The following is a 17,306-nucleotide window of genomic DNA, read 5'->3' as shown; positions in this document are numbered from 1 at the left end:
ACGCATCATGAGCATATCAAACCAACAAATTATACCTATGCTGGCCTATGAGGATGGCATAGCGGCAATGGAATGGCTTTGCAAGGTTTTTGGTTTTACCGAGGTAACCCGCATGACTGATGAGCAAGGCCGCCTGGGCCATGGCGAAATAGCCATGGGCGAAAGCCTGGTAATGCTGGCCGAGCCCACGCCAGATTACCAAAGCCCCAAGCATCATGCGCAAAATTGTACTATAGTTGCTAAAGCTTACGAGGTGCCCTACGTTATTAACGGGGTTTTGGTTTATGTAGATGATGTAACCCGGCATTATGACCACGCTAAAAGCAACGGCGCTACCATATTATCTGTGCCGGAAGAAGGCTACCCAGGCACCCGTTACCGCGCTGCCGATTTGGAAGGGCAGCGTTGGATGTTTATGCAGAAGGAAATTTGAAAATGAAAGAAATTTATGACCTGGAATATTGGCAATTAGATAGGGTCGTTTCAAACTCGGTACGTTTTGCGACAGTTAAAATCAATTTAGTTTATCCTAAAGTAAAGGAACTCACCGATCTTAAACCTAAAGAACGGGTCAAAAAAATTGACGGTATATATCGCGAGGATTTAACCCGTCTTATAGCGCTAAATTTATTTGATACGTATGAAATTACGGGCAAAAAGAAACGCCCTACAGGGGTAACTGCGAAAGTGAAATTTAACGATCTTGAAAAGCTTAAAAAAGTGGGATTCATTCGAGATATCTGGGTAACGTCGGTAGATCACGCGACATTTATAAAAGCTGAGGAGCCGCCAAAAGAGCGATATTATTGTGTTAAGATGACGGTGGTTATTGAAATAGAAGGAGTGCGCTTAAAAAAACAAGACATCGAAAAAAGGTTTGTTTTAATAAAAGCATGGTCATTTGACGATGCTTATGATAAAGTCGAAAAGCAGCAAGAGAATTATGTTGAATCTTACATGAATCCCAATGGCCGTTTTGTGCGCTGGCGGATTGAAAGTTATGATGATTGTTTTGTAACTGATATAGAAAACCCTGCCGAGTTAGATAGCCCTGCCGGCGTTGAAGTTTTTTCGGCCCTTGGAAAAAGAAAGAATAAATTGAAAACTGTTTGGGATGGAAAGCCCTGATAGGGCCATCGGCCCGACAAATATTGTAGCCACGGGTTTCAACCCGTGGATGATTGACCAAAGCACAACAAGAGTGCCATCGGCACGGCACATATTCGGGCGTAAATCCAGGTATTTTCAAATTGTTCAAACGATATATATATGCGTTGTTCATATGGATCGAACCGGCTCTCCATCGTTTTCTTCGTTTTTTTCACGGGTTAAAACCGCGGCTACAAAATTGGCCGAGGCTACGCCTCTGATTCGTGTTCAACAAGCTCCGATGTGTCAATAAATATATCTTTAGAAACTATAATAGGCACTTCATCTGCGTTACTTACACAAAACGTCATAGCACCCTTTAATTTAAATCATTAAAAAATATCTTTGCAGGCATATCATAGTGCCCATGTTAAAGAAAATCCTTCCCGGTTTATTGTTTAGTATTCTTTGGGCAACCGGGTCTGTCGCTGTAAAATTCGGAATCCGCTCGGCAGATGCATTGATATTGGCCAGCATCCGGTTTATTGCCACAGGCTTCATATTCGGTCCTTTTTTTGGCCTGGTCAGGAAAGAACGTTTCTGGCCGCTAAAAAGCGAATGGAAAAGCATCGTCATTTACGGCTTTTTATGCACCACTTTAACTTTAGGTTCGTTTTTTGCCGCCCAGCGATACGCATCGGCCGGTATCAGTATGTTGTTTATAGCGGTTGCGCCTTTACTAATCGCCTTTTTTTCGTCAATAATTGTTAAACGGAAACTTACCAGGTTCGAAATTATTGGGATGCTGATTGCATTTACCGGCCTGGTGCTGGCTTCTGCAGCGGCGCTGCCTAATGCCAGTATAAAACCACTGGGCATTATATTGCTGCTTATTTACATTTTTGCCTATGCATCAAGCAGCGTTTACTTCTCTACATTAACTATCAGCTTGCCTAATGTATCGTTCAATATCTGGCAGGTATTTGTCGGTGGCATAATTTTGTTGCCGTTTTGCCCATTGTTTGGGCAGCAGCATGTACACCACATTAACGTCAACCTGTTTTTATCCCTTTTTTGGCTAATTGTGGTACTCTCGTTTATCGCCAACCAGCTGTGGCTATACCTGGTTGGCCAGGATGCTGTAACGGCCGGTACGTGGCTTTACCTTACGCCTGTATTTGGGTACGGTTTTGGTTACCTTTTACTTGGCGAACAAATCTCGGTTTACGCTATAGCGGGAACTATTTTGGTGGTAACCGGGCTTGTGGTATCTAAAATTAAAGCTGTACAGCAGGTTTCAGAATAAACTATCTTTTCAATGGGCTACACTATGCTGGTTTTCGGCAAGCAATTGTATTATTTTATTTTGAAAGCGCCTAATCAGGTTCGACTGAAAATTTCCCGGATCGGGTTTAGCACAATGTTTACCGGTAACTATGGCCAGTAATACGCCATGATCATTAAGTTTCTTTTGCCTGGTTTTCTCACTCCACCTGCGCGATGTTAAATTCATAAAGCCATCATCCAGTAAATCGCCCAGTTTATTGTTAAGTAAAAATTCAAACATGCTTTTTAACCAATTATTTTTTAGTGACTTAGCGGTTGATACCCGCATAATATGATTAGGCAGGTATTTGCGCGTCCAAACGTTAGCTGCAAAAAAATCAGCAAAAGTGGTGTCGCCCTGGATGGGTATCAGGGTAACTACTTCTGTAGCGGTATATATATTTTTTTCGGCTATTTCAAGCGCTTGTTCATCTACATAATAGTTCATGCAAAAGCAATGTTGCTTATTTACCAGGAAGGTTAGCTTCTTAAAAAAATGCATCAGGGTACGTGCTACCCAAAGGCGGTTTGGCGCGGTAATTATAAACAGGTCTATATCTGACTTGTCGTCGGCATAATTTTTAGACAGCGAGCCCGAAATAGCGATCCCCCGCACGTAAGGAAAATTGATAAGCAGGCTGCCAACCTTACGCGCTGTACTTACCATTTCAATCGCCTTTTGGTTGCCTTTATTGCGGCGCTGCGCCAGGTATTGATCGTTTTTTAAACAATAAAACTTATCAAAACGGTATACCATGCGGGTTTCTATCAGGCAGGTCATGGCGTCGTCAAAAGTCTTGCGCTCAAATTTCACCGGCAAAAACAAGCATACCTCTTCGCGGGTGAGCGGATAGTTAAATGCATCAAAATAGGCCAGGGTAGTTAATATATTTTTTTTAATTTCTGACACGGTATTGAAGCTTGGTTGATTAAAAACGGACCTGATCTGCATTATTTATAGTATTATGTCTTGAGTTCTGAATTTTATCTCGTCGTTGTTGTGGGCTTGTAACTTAGGACTTTCTACTAAGAACTATCTACCATTTTATAGGCGGTACAACATTAGTATGACGTAAGCGCTAAACTGTTGGTTGCCACTTCATCTAAATATTCCGGGCTTTTATTTTTGACGATTTCTTCAGGCTTCACTTCGCCGCCGGAAAACAACAGCAAGGCAAAAAAAAAGCTGTAAAACATAACACCCTTATCGGCATCCAGCACATTTTCTGAAAGCGAAACAATGGCAATCAGCAGCATAAAGCTGATAAATACCACGTCCTTTTTTAGGATAGCGGTTTTAAAACCGTATGCCAGCGTTATCAAATAAACAAGCAGCCCCCAAATACCCGATTTTACCAGGAAGCTGAGGTATTGGTTGTGCGAATTCAAGTTGGCTAAAAATGAGTCGTACATTTTAGCCTTAAAAAATTCATCGTGTAACAATTTCTGCTCAGAACCTGAGCCATGACCAATTAAAGGCTTCTGCTTAATAAGTTGGGCTACCACGTGCCAGCGGGCCAGGCGCGAGTCGGTACTCTCGCCGGGTTTAAATGCCGAAAAATCATCTGTCAAACTGGTTAAATAGCGTTCTTTGAATGAGGACACATTTAAAATTGTTGCAAAAGCCAACGCCGATATTGCTGCGCCGGCCGTTATAAACTTCAGCCTGCTTTTACCCTTAAGCAGGCAATACGGGAGTACCAGGTTAATAATTATAAATAAAATCGCCAGAATTGATTTTGAACTTAGCTGGATAAGTCCGCATAACAATATGAAGCTGCAAATACCGCAAATTAATTTCACAGGCAATGTTAGCGGTTTAAACAATAGCGTTAACAGATATACCAATGCTATCACCAGCTGTAATGAAAAAAAAGTGGCATGTATATCAAGCGGCTCCGAGAAATTATGATTAGTAAATGCCGGCGAAAAAATGGTTTTAAGCGGCAGATGATAATATTTAATGGTGATAAGGGCATCAATATATAGGTAAATGATGGTTGCCGTACACACAATGACAAAAGCAAATAAAAAATTAGCCCGATATTTTTTTAAGTCGAGGCCGTTTAATAAAAATACTGGCGGCAAAATCAGAATGGGTAAGCGCAATACCCATTCGTTAAACGCTTCGGAACGGTAAAGGGAGTAAACCGTGGCAATAAGCGTAACAAAAAAAACAGATTGCAGTACTACAGTTTTTAATGTGAGCATAATCCTTAGCTTTTCCTTTTGCAAATGGATAAACGTATGCACAATAAAACTAATGAGTATAATATGGCTGTAAAACCTGTCAAACGGCAGGCTTGCCATAAGTAACATGATGTGATAATAACTTACCTTATTAGCGTTATTATCATTTATCAGCAATAATTGCTTCATAGTTTTTGTGTTTATAGCTTTCGATAATAAACTCCTCGTACTGGTCAATTACCCGCTCCCAATTAAACTGGTACTGAATTTTATGCAGGTTATTCATTACCATATTTTTTTCGGGCGCTTTACGCTGCACATTCTCTACCAGGTGGGTTACTTCGGTCGCATTTGAAAAGTAAAAAGCATCCGTATTTAATACCGACTTATTAAAGGGGTTATTATGCGCCGCTATCAGAGCCTCGCTGGCCATCGCTTCTAACAAGGATGGATTGGTGCCTCCAACGCTATGCCCATGAAAATACAGGTAAGAGTTATTTTGCAACGAACGTACCTTGGGCGTATCAAAAATGGCGCCTTTAAATTGAATGCGTTGGTCGTTGGCAAATTTATTGGTGATGAACTTGCCAAAACGATTGCTGGTATCGCCCAAAACTTTAAACTTTTTGGCCGAATTACTCCTGTTAAAACCTTCCAGGATGGCTTCTATGTTATTTTCGGGTTCCATGCGTGCCATCAGCAAAAAATAATCCTCCTTTAGCGCTTCGCTTACATCATATTGCTCGCGCTCAAAATCGGTAAAAATATCAGCACCATAGGGGATGTATTTACTGTTGATGTTATACTTATCCTTCAGATACGACTTTATCACCCTTGAATCGGCAACATAATAGTCGCTGTGTTTAACTGCCAGCTTTTCGGCATATTTTAAAAACTGCTGTACTGGTTTGGAGTATTTAGTCCGTTTCCACTCCATGCCGTCCATATTGGTAATAATGGTGCTGTGTTTAGGATAAAGCTGTCCCCAAACCGAACTGCTGGTATAGCCCATAAGCATTACCACATCAAAATTTCGTTTACGGACATCTAACAGGCAGTTCATGTCATAAACAAATTGCCCTGCGGTGCCAACCAGGTACTCAGGATCATAACAATGCCTTATTTCGACACCGTTCCAGCTATCCTGCTGATATGGATGATTGTGTGAGTTATAAACCGTTACCGAGTGGCCGCGCTTTACAAGGCCGGCCGATACATATTCCGAAATATGTTCAAACCCACCGTAGTAATTTGGTACACCCCTGGTCCCTAATATGGCTATGCGTAGTTTCATGTTATAATACAGATTGATATGCTTTTAAAGTTTCAGTAGCAGCCTGTTTCCAGGTATATTTTTGTAAAATCTTATCGCGTAAATCTTCGTTAACGGGGGCCTGGCTGGCTTTTTCAATGGCAGCCAAAATGCTTTTAGGCATTGCCGGATCGCAATAAAATGCATCGTCGGCAAAATATTCCCTTACATCGCCTTTGTCGCTGATAACCAGGCTACAGCCCATTAAGGCGGCTTCTATCGAACTAAGGCCGGTGGTTTCAAACCAACTTGGTAATACATGTACTTTGGCCTGTGCATAGTACTTTACCAGTTCATATTGCGGTATCTGCTCAATGAAGGTGATGTTATCTGCCGCTGTTTTGCGGCATTCCTGGTAATAAGCTGCCTGGTTGGGAGAATGGGTTCCGATAAGCAGCAAACGGTAAGGCGTGTTATTTAATGCTTTTATCAGGTTCAGCTGGTTTTTAATGCCTTCTATCCTGGCAACACAAAGCACCAGTTTATCATCTTTTGTTACCGAGGCATCGTATTTAAACAAATGCTGATCGGTGCCGTTCGGTACCACCATGTGCCTTACTTCGCCCGGGTAATTGTTTAATACCCGGTGATACTCCGAGCGGGAGTTGGGCAATATCATAGCCGCCCGGCTTAAAATATCCAATATACTTTTGCGCTGTCCCTTCCAGGTATAAGCTAAACTGGCCAGTTTATCGCGGCCAAGCAGGTAACGGGCTATGGTTTTAACATATTCCACACCATCTGCCGGCAAATACTTGAAAATTCTGCCCAAACCTTTACGATGCTGCTGATCATACTCGCTGTAGTTACATAGTATGGTTGATATCACGAATGGCTTTTCGGCCTTATGGCTATGGTATAAAATATCGGCAGGACGGCTGAGGTTAAAAAAATGCAGCAGATCGTAATTGTTGTAATTAATGTGCTCGTTTGCCAGTTTTATATCGGTGGTAATGCCCATAAAGGTAAGATGGCGCGCGGTTTGCACCACCTGCACGGTATCGCCGCCGGGCACGGTATACAAGGTTGACCGGGTGATGAATGCTACTTTCATATCGCAGCACCTCCTGATACTAATTTATGCAGCCAAATAATTACTCGTTCCGGAAGGTAGCTAACAGTATACAGCAGGTAGTTATCTAACCTTAAGGGCGAGATGCTGATAGCCCTGGCCACATGAATGCGGGCCTTTTGTGGCTGAAAGTTATTAAGCAGTAGTTTTTTACCGCAAAGCGCATAATAAGAGCCTTGTTTTATTTTGGCCGAATATTGTTTTTCGCCTATCTCTGCCAGTAAACTGCCTTCCCGTTTACTTATAGCGCGGTTTTTAAGCGTAGCATATTTGATGTCCCTGAACTTGCGGGGCCTCCATTTTTCATCAATGGTGATTGATTCGGGGTTTAGCCTTACTTTAATTAGGGGTAGGGCAAGGTTGCAGGCCTTTTGATCTTTTAAAATATTAACCCATAAAAAATGATCTTCAAAGCTATAGGCATGCTCATTATACCCCCCCTTGCTAATTACCATATCTTTTTTGTAAAAAACACAGGAGTGAATGAAAGGGCAAACCGAATATTTTAACTGCTGAATCTCGTCGTTATCAAAAGCCGGGGGCTTATGGGTAAACAAAAAGTGCCCCTCCATGTCAATATAGTCAGCAGCAGATCCAATTACGCTGTACTCTGGATTCGCTACCATAAAATCATACTGCAGTTGCAGGCGTTCGGGGTAGCAAATATCATCGGCATCAAAGCGCGCTATATATGGCGCACGGGCATACTTCAGTCCGTTGTTAAGCGCACCGGCAATACCTTTGTTATCCTGGTAAATTACTACAATGCGCTGGTCGTCAAATGAACGGACAACGTCGATCGTATTGTCTGTCGATCCGTCATTTATTATAAGTAATTCAAAATCCGCAAAAGTTTGTTCCAGTACCGATGTTATGGCATCGCCAATATATTTACCGGCGTTGTAGGCAGGCATCAATACCGTTATTTGTGGGATGCTAAAGTTCATGTGCCAACAGTTTAGGGGATTTGGTTTCTTTGATGTTTAGCAACAGCAACAGTTCGAAAAATACGATAACCGAAAGCTGCTCAAACCAGTACTCGATAAAAAATGCTGCCAGCATTAACAGCAAAAGGGGCAGGCCATAAGTTAAAGCTTTATAATGCCTGGCAAAAAAGCCAAGGTAGTAGACGGCAAATACGAGTAAACCAATAATGCCATATTCGGCTAATAACTGGTCATAAACCGAAAACGGGCTATTGGTTAACGAATGAAAGCCCGCCCTTTTGCTGAAATAATTGAGATACAGGTCGAGATGATTTACCATAAAATCATGCCCGATGTAAGTGAATTTATGCGGATAGCCTCCGGCAAATCCCAGGCCGGTAGCCCTAAAAGCCAGCTTCGACGAAAAATTGCCCATACCAGCGCCGGTTATTAGTTTATTAATATGGTGATGCAAAAAATTGGTTGTTTGTAAAAAGCCAATCAGCTTGCCGGGCCTGTCCAGCCTGGGCACTACAATTTCCTGCCCGGCAACCGGCAACGCCGCCTTGTGTGCATCAATAAACTGCACCAGTTGTTTTTGCTCGGGAGGGGTTTGGGTACTGCTTTGATAAGGCGCCGAATTAATATCGGGGCCTTTAATGGCTATCCGGCCGCCTTCGGTTTCGTAGGGCTTGTCCTGTGGCTTTATAATCTCTGTTCTTTTGGGATGGGCTGCCTTATAAACGCTATCCCTGAAAATGATGGCCTGTTTTTGCCGGTGTTCATCAAAGCTTAATACACTATCCGGTCTCGCTTCCACAGGTACATTTGCCCACACCGGGGGGGTGGGCGGGCTTGGATCTTTATGCAGCAGGATCGAAATTGCGTTAGTTGTATATTGATTATTTTGAGGCGAGATTTTCGCCATAAAAACGCCTAAAAAAACCAGGCAAACTACAATCAGGCTTTTTTGATAACGATCTGTTTTGAAAACAAATAACATTAAAAAAACGAGAACTATAACAATATTGATAAAATTGCTGCCAGTAAACAATAAGGTAGCCATGCATACAAAAAGCATGGGGGCGTTTTTGCGCGTTAAAAAGTAGATTACGCCAAAAGCATTTAGCATAGCGTTGGTTGTGGAGGTATCAAAAGTTACACCCCTTATATAATCGCCGGTGTTTAAAAAATACTTTTGCAGCTGACCCTGGTAGGTATAAGGGTTAATGGCATGGGTCTCTAAAAATATGGCAGCCAGGTTGCCGGCCGAGAATAATGCATTGATAATAAAGAAAAACAGGATGGTTTGATGTATTACGGCGGGTTGGTTTTGCTCAACAGCCAGTTTTACCTGGTGAATGGCAAGGATGCATAATATCCAAAACCCTATACCAGCCGATAACATAATGTTATAATTAAGTTGCGTATAATTTTTGCCTATAAACCAGTTAATAACCGCTATAGCTATTACTAATGGATAAAACAGGGGCAACCGGGAGTTTTTGAAACTAAAACCGAATTTGAAATTAAATTGAAGGAGTGTGAACAGGATGATAACCGGGATCTTGATGCCGATTTTTACGTTCAAAAATAAAAGCAAAAAGGCCAGTAGCTTCCAATCCACCTTTTGCTTTAATTTATCAATGTAAAAAACTGCTTTGTTAACCAACATTATCCTTGGGCATTTAAAGTCATTACGACCTGAAAACCGTATTGGTTGCCTGCGTAAAGCAGGAAGATGCCTTATTTTACCAGTTTAACAGCCCGATTAGGCCAGCTCTGTCATCCCGCTTTAATTGCATCGTGATCAATAACGAAACACCGTAAAATACAACCGCCATTATCATGGCCAGCCATAGGTTTGGGAACAGGGCTTTGGCTGCCAATCCGCTAAAAAAGGCACATGCGGTACAAATGGCGAGTGTATAAAAAGAACCCTTAAGCCCCGATTTGTCATTGGCGAGGTAGAAAACACCCTGCACCAGGCAGGCCAATAAAAACGCGAGGGCAGCCCCTTCGTTTTTGTAAAAAGGGATTAATACAAGGTCGCCAACTACATTTACGGCAAAAGTGAGCAAAAACGAATTGAAGATCATTTTTAACCTGTTTTGCGCAAAAAAAATCGTCCACAAAAAATTATTTAAATACAGCAGGGGTAAACAAAGCGAGAGGATAAATATGGTTGTTGTATTAACCGCGCCATACCTCCCATGGGTTATGTTGTCAACCACAGGGTTCCAACACATATTTAAAATCAAAGCAGTAAATGCTGCTATTATAAGTTCTATCCGGATGAGCAATTTAAGATCGGCCCGGCGATGGTTATCAGTTTTAAATAATTTGGTAAAACGGGGAAGAATTAAGGGGGCGATAGCTAATAAGGGGAGGGTAGAGATCTCAAATATCTTGTATGCGAAACTATACTCTGCCAAACTAACTGCCGATACCATAAACCCGATGAACAACCAATCGAACCGGGCCAGGGCCGAAGTAATTAAGACCACTCCAACCTGTGGCAATGATTGGCGCAGTAAGGCAAAGTAGGGTGATTTTCTCCAGGCGGGAAGTACGGGCACCCGTACATAGCGCCTGAAAAGATAAAAGGACGCCGTTAATTCAAGTACATCGCCACCAATAAATACCCATATTATGGTGCCTATGCTTACCTGGTGCAAAACGGCCAAAATGAGCAGGCTGATGCCCCTTACCATATTGGATATGACCAGCATGCATGCCAGTAATTTAAACCGCTCCATGCCGCTTGAAACCTGCTTTAATGGTGTGGAAAAGAAGATCATAAGCTTGCCCAGGCCCAACAGCAGTATCAGGCGGTATACTTCATTATCATGTATGAAAAACGTGCGGCCCAATAACAGGACGCCATAAAATAGCCCTCCGGCAAACAACACATGGAAAGCATAAAGCGACAAAGCTGTTTGAACATCATCGCCATGCGCTACTTTTTTAATAATTACCTGGTCGATACCAAAAGAAAGGATGTTGAATGCAGATAGCAGTACCGCTAAGGCCAGATTAACCTGGCCAAAGCTGTTTTTATCAAGATTTACAGATAATACATAAAAAATAATCACCCCAAACAGCTGGTTGATGACAAGCTGCAATGTATTTGCCGAAAGATCAATTACCAGCTTTTTTTTCATGAACAATGCTGTGGTTTATTCAACACGTGCATGGGTATTAAGTTTATATGCCACGGTAGGTACGTCATGCTGGTAAATCGGCTTATCCCTTAGGCTTTGTGTAGCTTTACTAAGGTAATGATATTTTAGCCATGTATTTTTAAATGCCATCCGCGAAATGATGAAGCCTTCCTTGCCATCTAAAAACCCCAATAAAAGCAGGTAGGTCTTCACAAAATGAAATACCGGCGCCAAATGCTGCTTTACAAGGCCCGCCTTTTTTCCGGCTTTCAGGTACTTTATGGCGCTTAATTGCGAATAGTGAATTGTTTTCTTCTCGTACTCGGCCCGGTTTTCCACAGAATAATGGTGCAGGTTGCCGTCCAGTTTTTTTACAACAACGTTTTGCGGCAGTTGCAATGTTTCGTGTACCGGCGTTTCGTTCCATTTAACATGCTGCCTGTTGAACAGGCGGATATGGTGATCGCGACCCCAGTTACCAAAGCGGATGAGCTTTTTGCCAAAATAAGTTTTAAAGGCTATATCGTAAACAGTTTTATCATCGCCCGGGGCCGTTGCCTTTATAGAGTTGATCAGGGCCTGGTCGGGTATCTCATCACCATCAACGCTTAGTATCCAGTTATATCGCGCCAGTTGAATGCCTTTGTTTTTGTTGACACCATAGCCAATCCATGCCTTTTGATATACTTTGCAGCCATATGCCGTGGCTATAGTTACGGTTTGATCGGTACTGTTATTGTCAATCACAATAATGTCGTCGCTGATCTGTTTCAGCAGCGGGATACTTTTAACAAGGGTACCGGCCTCGTTTTTGGTAATGATCACAACAGAAATTGGATTCATGTTATATTAATGTTAATCGGTGTCTGTTGCTTTAAGTAATACAAGAAGCAAAGGGCATCTATTAACTATATCGTTATTTTAGGCGGGAGGGTTGCCCGCGCACCAAAAACTTATTTCAAAAAGCGCGTGCGGCCTCATTTTAAAGCATTAATTTTATGCAAATACATTTTACCATATGAAAACAGGAATAAAAGCCATTGTTACCGGCGCAACCGGAATGGTAGGCGAGGGGCTTATGCACCAATGTTTACAAAACCCGGATGTTGAGCAGGTATTAGTGATTAACCGGAAGCCGTCGGGGGTATCGCATCCCAAATTAAAAGAGATTATTCATGCCGATTTTTTTGATCTCTCGCCAATCAGTGATCAGCTTACCGGTTATAATGCGTGCTTTTTTTGCCTGGGTGTTACTTCGGTAGGTAAAAAGGCCGATGAATATTATAGGCTTACTTATACACTCACCATGCACATGGCTCAAATATTGGCAAAACAAGATCCTGAAATGACTTTTTGCTATGTATCGGGCGCTGGCACCGATAGTAATGAAAAAGGCAACGGGTGGGCCGCGGTAAAAGGTAAAACAGAAAACGACCTGATGAAACTGCCCTTTAAACAAGTTTACGCCTTTAGGCCAGGCTTTATAAAACCGATACAGGGTTTAAAAAATGCCCACAGCTTTTACAAATATATCAACTGGCTGTTCCCGGTTGGCCGTGCGCTTTACCCGGCGGGTTTTTGCACCCTGGAGGAATTGGCTACAGCCATGATAAAGGTGGTTAACCAACCATATCCCAAAAAAGTGATAGAAGGAAAGGATATCATAGCATTGGCAAGGTAATACTGCTGCCAGATCGATTAAAAAGGGTATCTTTAACAACATGCCTGCATTTGCCGGATAACATGCTAACTCACCTTTATTGGAAGATTCATTCAATTGCCTTATCGATAGTTACCTTGCCGATAAGGTTGGCATAGCCGATCATTTTTTAAGTGACACGCTTGCTGCCGATCTTAAGCTAAACCTACAGGCACTTGTTAAATCAAGCTTACTGTCATCTGCCGGAACCGGTAACGATACAGCCGTGAACCATGACACTAAAGTTAGGGGCGACCACATCTACTGGCTCGACCGCAAGCATGACACCCCTTGCGAAAATGATTTTCTCGACCTGATGGATAGCTTTGTTGCCTATCTTAATAAAACCTGTTATACCGGTATCACCGGCTATGAATTTCATTATACTTTGTATGAAAAGGGCGCTTTCTACAAAAAGCATCTTGATCAGTTCAGGAATAACGATAGCCGTAAATATTCAATGATCATGTATTTAAATACCGGGTGGTTAGCTGCCGATGGTGGCGAATTGCGTATACACCATTCAAATCATGAACAAAATATCGGCCCTGAAAACGGGCGTTCGGTATTCTTTAAAAGTAATGAGCTTGTTCACGAGGTTTTATGTACGCAAAAACCAAGAATGAGCATTACTGGCTGGTTAAAGGTAGATCATTAAATAAGTCTGAAGTCGAAAGTACTAAGCCCTAAGTCAAAAAATCGAAATCCATTTTACGACTTAAAGTGCTCTACTTAGTACTTCAGACTTTGGCCTATCATGGCTTAAACCCTGAACCAATGTTCCAGTTTATACCAAGGGCAACGCCGGTTGATTTTAGGTCGACCTTGCCATTGCCAATACCGGTAATCGGTAGTTTCATGTAGGGTTGTAAAACGGCGCTAAACTTCGAATTTATTCTTCGCTGGTAATTAACATTAACATTCAACACGCCAAACAGGTGTGTATTTTTATTTCGTATTTCCAGGTTATAGGGTTTCCAGCCGCTTTCGGCCGAGTAATCAAACCTGTAATTTTCTTTAAGCATAAAGTACGATGATAACCCCGTACCAACACCAATAGCGTTGCTTCCTTTTGAATACAATTGGTAACTGAGGTTCAAAGGAACATCAAGCACCTTACAATTTGCCTGGATATTGGTAGGCGTTATCGATGGATTGTAAGACGCAGACGAATAACTGGTAGGTGTTGATGAATAAGGCTTAATAGCGTATGCTGCACCCGTGCTTATAGTTAACTTTTTTGTAATCCGTAATGAAAGCTGCAATCCATAATTAGTACCTGTTTGGCTATGCCCAAATGAATTTACCGCATTAGCGTCAGATGCGGCCAACACGCTGATAGAAAACTGTGGCCTGTTTTTTATTGCTGATGCCTTAACAATAGCCATTTGTTTTTTTGCCTCCCGCTCTGCTTTCTTATTCGCTGTCGTATCTGCATTTTGATTTGCTGCCATGTTGTTTTTAACCTGGTTGCCTGCCTGGGCTATTTTACCGCCATTATCAGGTGTATCAATACCGGTTGTTTGGCCATCAGGTGCTTTGTTTGCACTTGGTGTTTTATTATCGGCCAGTTGGGTTGCATTGTTGCCTGGTATGGCTTTACTAATTGTTTCCGTTTTTTGCACATTGTTTTTAGGCAGCACTTTGCTGGCAGCCATGTTAGTAGCTTTATCGTTAAGAATACTTCCCGTGCTTACTTTAACTTTTGATGCCCGGTTGTTATTGGCTGAATTGTTTACGGCCATGTTTTCTGCTTTATTGTTAATCGTATTTTTTTTTGCAGATTTAACGCTATTGGATTGCCCGCCAGGGGCGGTTACCGCAATGTCATCAGTTTTATTGTTGAGGCTGTCGTTGCCAGTATCCCTACCAGGTGAACCTGAATGTTTTTGGCTATTGCCTGTTTTATTAACCACCTTTACGCGTGATTTAGCTGGATCTGTAGTATCGTTTTTGCTGTAAAAATATAAACCTAAAGCCAGCAGCAATAAAGCTGCAATGCCGGATGCATAATACATAATACGGAAGAAGCCTGCTTTTTTATTGGATTTTTTATCCAGCAGCTGCTCCATAGACTCCCAATCCTCCTCCCGAAAAGCAAAGTGGTCTCCAGGGCCGGATAACCCGTCCCTGAATAATTGATCCAGCTTATTTTCGTTTTTCTCTTTCATTTCATTATTAATTCTATCAATACCGACATACTGATGCTTATAGTGCCAATAGCCACAATGGTATGTTGCCCGCTGCCGGAATTACTATCCGGCAGCCTGCCGGAGTTGATTACCATATTTTTCAATTTTTCACGCGCTTTAAACAAATTTGATTTTGATGTACCTGTACTTATATTTAGTTTCGACGCTATCTCCTCGTGCGAAAATCCCTCAATAGCAAAAAGGTTAAACACCGTCCGGTAGGCGTTTGGCAGTTGTTGCACCATGCCGATAAGATCATCGTAATTTAACTTTTGGTCGGGGAGTTCGTTATGCCCTATATCCTCGGCAGCATCAAGGTCATCGGTTAGCGAGAGTTTTAGGTTACTTCTGTAATAATCAACCGAGGTGTTCATCATAATCCTGCCAACCCATGCAATAAAGGGGCGGGTGGTATCATATTTTTGTAAGTTGGTAAACACTTTTAAAAAGCCCTGGTTCATGATCTCAGCAGCTTCGTACCTATTGCCGGCGTATCGCAGGCATATGCTCATAGCAAAGCCATAAAATGCTTTGTAAAGCATCTTCTGGTCTTTTCGGCTATGCTGTAAACAGCCTGCAATCAATTGTTGTAGTTCTGCTTCTCCCATATATACGGGCTACCTGTTTAATTAATTCCTGTTTGCAACTAACACGTATTTATAGTTGAAAGGGTTGCCTTTGGTTTTACTTTTTTTTCAGAAAGCTTATTTATGATAAATCCCGTTCGCTTTTAAAAGTAAAAGAACCGTAAAACAGGCGTTATTAATGTGTTTTGCAGATCGCAAATTACCTTGAATAATGAAGCATTACTCTGCTACCTCATTCACATCAATCATTGTCCAGTTATCCTGTACTGCCTTGGGGCCTCCGTTGTATTTTAATGTGATCTTAAAATTGGTTTTTACTTTTTCTCCTTTTTTATCAATTGAAGTTACGTATGATTTAATGACAAACACCGAATCTGATTTTTTTGCAAACTGATAGTGATCTTCGGCAAAAGTTAAATTGCCCGATTTGATGGTAGGTGCAATGTACTGCTTGGCTGCCTGGTATGCATCATCGCTGTTTGGGAACATGGTAAACGTAAGCATATCAGATGATCCTCCCGATGTGGCAAACTTTACAACTATCATCATAAAAATAATTCCAAAAATCGCCAGCATCCATGCACCTATCATGGCTGTTTTCTTTTTATGTCGTTTGTCTTTAAGATAAGACTGGTCGGGTCTTGCTTTGTGATAGATTCTCTCCATCGTAATTCAGGATATATAACTTGTTAAAGGTATATAAATTTCTTAATAAAAATCATAACAGCGCCTTGCCCCTTCAAATTTGTGATAGGTATCCCCACGGGAGGGCAAGGTGGTTTCATAACCGATACTTCCTTCGGTTGTGCCGCTGGTATTGCTATAATTAAGACCCGAAATTGGCGCATCATGGCTTACCCCCAACCTGAATTTTTCTCCGCTCTCTTTGTTTAAAAACAGATCAAATATTAACGAAAAAGTGATTGCAGATGGCCCGCCCGATCCGGCAGTACGCACCCATAAACCGGCATTAAGGTTATGTCTTTTATACTGTAGCCCCATATTTATTGATTGTGCCGTTGATTGTTTATAAAAAACAACTGATGGAATAAAAAAAGATTTTTCGTCCTCATCAAGATTTTCATCCTTGTTAAGATCCCATCTATAGCTTATATGTGCCGTACCGCGCATAGGTAATTTTGCGGGCGTACCCGTAAATGATTCATTGGGCCGGTTAATATGCTGCAATGCACCGCCAATATTAAAATCGCTTAAAGCAAGGTTTATACCCGCGCCTGAATCAAAGTAGAACCGGCTGTCGAATCTTGGCGACTCGGCATTTGTTGGCGATCCGGGGATGTACCCTAAACGTGGGTCAATCTGGTCGCTGAATACCAGTTTGCCATAATCAACCGAGCGGTTAGTTACCCCTGCCTGCACGCCAAACGATAATACAAAATCATCGGAACCAACACTATAGGAGTAAATACCGGCTATATTGTTTTTTGTAAGCCCGGCAGTACCCTCATTACCCCGGGTAAATATCAAACCAACCCCGCCGCCAAATTGCGGAATATTATAATCTACCGATGCTGTAAGATAGTTAAACCCGCCAGGCACCGATGTAAATTGATTGCGATAAATAAGGTTCATCCGCAAATCGCCGTGGAATTGCCCGTTTAATGCAGGGTTAAGATACACGGGCGAATTAAAAAACTGAGAGTACATATGATCCTGGGCAACGGCCACGCTAACAAACAACAGCATTAACAACCCTAAAACATATCCTTTAAGCAAAACGCGCATTAT

At 41.9% G+C, this 17,306-nt stretch carries 17 protein-coding genes; 5 read left to right on the top strand and 12 right to left on the bottom strand.

Annotation, left to right across the window (positions count from 1 at the left end; genetic code table 11):
• Positions 1-7: 7 nt before the first annotated feature.
• The 3 genes from ACFGVS_RS04515 to ACFGVS_RS04505 all read left to right on the top strand — a co-directional run bounded on the left by ACFGVS_RS04515 (position 8) and on the right by ACFGVS_RS04505 (position 2,395).
• A complete protein-coding gene (locus ACFGVS_RS04515; protein WP_439697636.1) occupies positions 8-433 on the top strand; it encodes a VOC family protein in 426 nt (141 codons plus the stop codon).
• A 2-nt stretch (positions 434-435) separates the two neighbouring features.
• Positions 436-1,128: a DUF4288 domain-containing protein gene (locus tag ACFGVS_RS04510; protein WP_439697635.1), complete on the top strand. Its 693-nt coding sequence runs from the start codon at positions 436-438 to the stop codon at positions 1,126-1,128.
• 388 nt (positions 1,129-1,516) lie between these two features.
• A complete protein-coding gene (locus tag ACFGVS_RS04505) occupies positions 1,517-2,395 on the top strand; it encodes a DMT family transporter (protein ID WP_439697634.1) in 879 nt (292 codons plus the stop codon).
• A gap of 9 nt (positions 2,396-2,404) precedes the next feature.
• Here the strand turns inward: ACFGVS_RS04505 and ACFGVS_RS04500 are convergent, their stop codons facing one another.
• From ACFGVS_RS04500 to ACFGVS_RS04465, 8 genes are all read right to left on the bottom strand, one after another.
• The gene (locus tag ACFGVS_RS04500) at positions 2,405-3,325 is read right to left on the bottom strand and encodes a hypothetical protein (protein ID WP_439697633.1); all 921 of its coding nucleotides are present in this window, start codon (positions 3,323-3,325) and stop codon (positions 2,405-2,407) included.
• A gap of 152 nt (positions 3,326-3,477) precedes the next feature.
• Positions 3,478-4,794 carry an O-antigen ligase family protein gene (locus tag ACFGVS_RS04495; RefSeq protein ID WP_439697632.1) on the bottom strand — a complete coding sequence of 439 codons (1,317 nt, stop codon included), beginning with the start codon at positions 4,792-4,794 and terminating at the stop codon, positions 3,478-3,480.
• On the bottom strand, positions 4,769-5,899 hold the full coding sequence (locus ACFGVS_RS04490; RefSeq protein WP_439697631.1) for a DUF1972 domain-containing protein: 1,131 nt from the start codon (positions 5,897-5,899) through the stop codon (positions 4,769-4,771). Before ACFGVS_RS04490 ends, ACFGVS_RS04495 begins: the two co-directional genes overlap by 26 nt.
• 1 nt (position 5,900) lies before the next feature.
• Positions 5,901-6,971 (bottom strand): glycosyltransferase family 4 protein, encoded by a 1,071-nt coding sequence (locus ACFGVS_RS04485; protein WP_090650205.1) that lies wholly within the window; start codon positions 6,969-6,971, stop codon positions 5,901-5,903.
• Positions 6,968-7,936, bottom strand: a complete 969-nt coding sequence (locus ACFGVS_RS04480) for a glycosyltransferase family 2 protein (RefSeq protein ID WP_439697630.1) — start codon at positions 7,934-7,936, stop codon at positions 6,968-6,970. Before ACFGVS_RS04480 ends, ACFGVS_RS04485 begins: the two co-directional genes overlap by 4 nt.
• Positions 7,926-9,590, bottom strand: a complete 1,665-nt coding sequence (locus ACFGVS_RS04475; RefSeq protein ID WP_439697629.1) for a hypothetical protein — start codon at positions 9,588-9,590, stop codon at positions 7,926-7,928. Before ACFGVS_RS04475 ends, ACFGVS_RS04480 begins: the two co-directional genes overlap by 11 nt.
• A gap of 76 nt (positions 9,591-9,666) precedes the next feature.
• Positions 9,667-11,079: an oligosaccharide flippase family protein gene (locus ACFGVS_RS04470; protein WP_439697628.1), complete on the bottom strand. Its 1,413-nt coding sequence runs from the start codon at positions 11,077-11,079 to the stop codon at positions 9,667-9,669.
• A gap of 15 nt (positions 11,080-11,094) precedes the next feature.
• Positions 11,095-11,922 carry a glycosyltransferase family 2 protein gene (locus ACFGVS_RS04465; protein WP_439697627.1) on the bottom strand — a complete coding sequence of 276 codons (828 nt, stop codon included), beginning with the start codon at positions 11,920-11,922 and terminating at the stop codon, positions 11,095-11,097.
• 175 nt (positions 11,923-12,097) lie between these two features.
• Here ACFGVS_RS04465 and ACFGVS_RS04460 point away from each other — a divergent pair, with 175 nt between their 5' ends.
• Together ACFGVS_RS04460 and ACFGVS_RS04455 are read left to right on the top strand one after the other, a co-directional pair.
• Positions 12,098-12,760, top strand: coding sequence for an NAD-dependent epimerase/dehydratase family protein (locus tag ACFGVS_RS04460; protein WP_439697626.1), 663 nt, complete (start codon positions 12,098-12,100; stop codon positions 12,758-12,760).
• Positions 12,761-12,839: 79 nt separating this feature from the next.
• Positions 12,840-13,436 carry a 2OG-Fe(II) oxygenase gene (locus ACFGVS_RS04455; RefSeq protein ID WP_439697625.1) on the top strand — a complete coding sequence of 199 codons (597 nt, stop codon included), beginning with the start codon at positions 12,840-12,842 and terminating at the stop codon, positions 13,434-13,436.
• Between the two features lie 97 nt (positions 13,437-13,533).
• Here the strand turns inward: ACFGVS_RS04455 and ACFGVS_RS04450 are convergent, their stop codons facing one another.
• The 4 genes from ACFGVS_RS04450 to ACFGVS_RS04435 form a co-directional block, all read right to left on the bottom strand.
• A complete protein-coding gene (locus ACFGVS_RS04450) occupies positions 13,534-14,949 on the bottom strand; it encodes a hypothetical protein (protein WP_439697624.1) in 1,416 nt (471 codons plus the stop codon).
• Positions 14,946-15,578, bottom strand: a complete 633-nt coding sequence (locus tag ACFGVS_RS04445; RefSeq protein ID WP_274213351.1) for an RNA polymerase sigma factor — start codon at positions 15,576-15,578, stop codon at positions 14,946-14,948. The genes ACFGVS_RS04450 and ACFGVS_RS04445 overlap by 4 nt, the downstream gene beginning before the upstream one ends.
• Before the next feature lie 198 nt (positions 15,579-15,776).
• Positions 15,777-16,223: a hypothetical protein gene (locus ACFGVS_RS04440; RefSeq protein WP_274213352.1), complete on the bottom strand. Its 447-nt coding sequence runs from the start codon at positions 16,221-16,223 to the stop codon at positions 15,777-15,779.
• A 42-nt stretch (positions 16,224-16,265) separates the two neighbouring features.
• Entirely contained in the window at positions 16,266-17,303 is a 1,038-nt protein-coding gene (locus ACFGVS_RS04435) for a PorP/SprF family type IX secretion system membrane protein (protein ID WP_439697623.1), read from the bottom strand.
• Between the last annotated feature and the right edge of the window lie 3 nt (positions 17,304-17,306).

Origin of the sequence: Mucilaginibacter sediminis (assembly GCF_051903035.1) — a bacterium.
GTDB lineage: Bacteria > Bacteroidota > Bacteroidia > Sphingobacteriales > Sphingobacteriaceae > Mucilaginibacter.
This window is presented reverse-complemented; position numbering and strand designations above follow the sequence as displayed.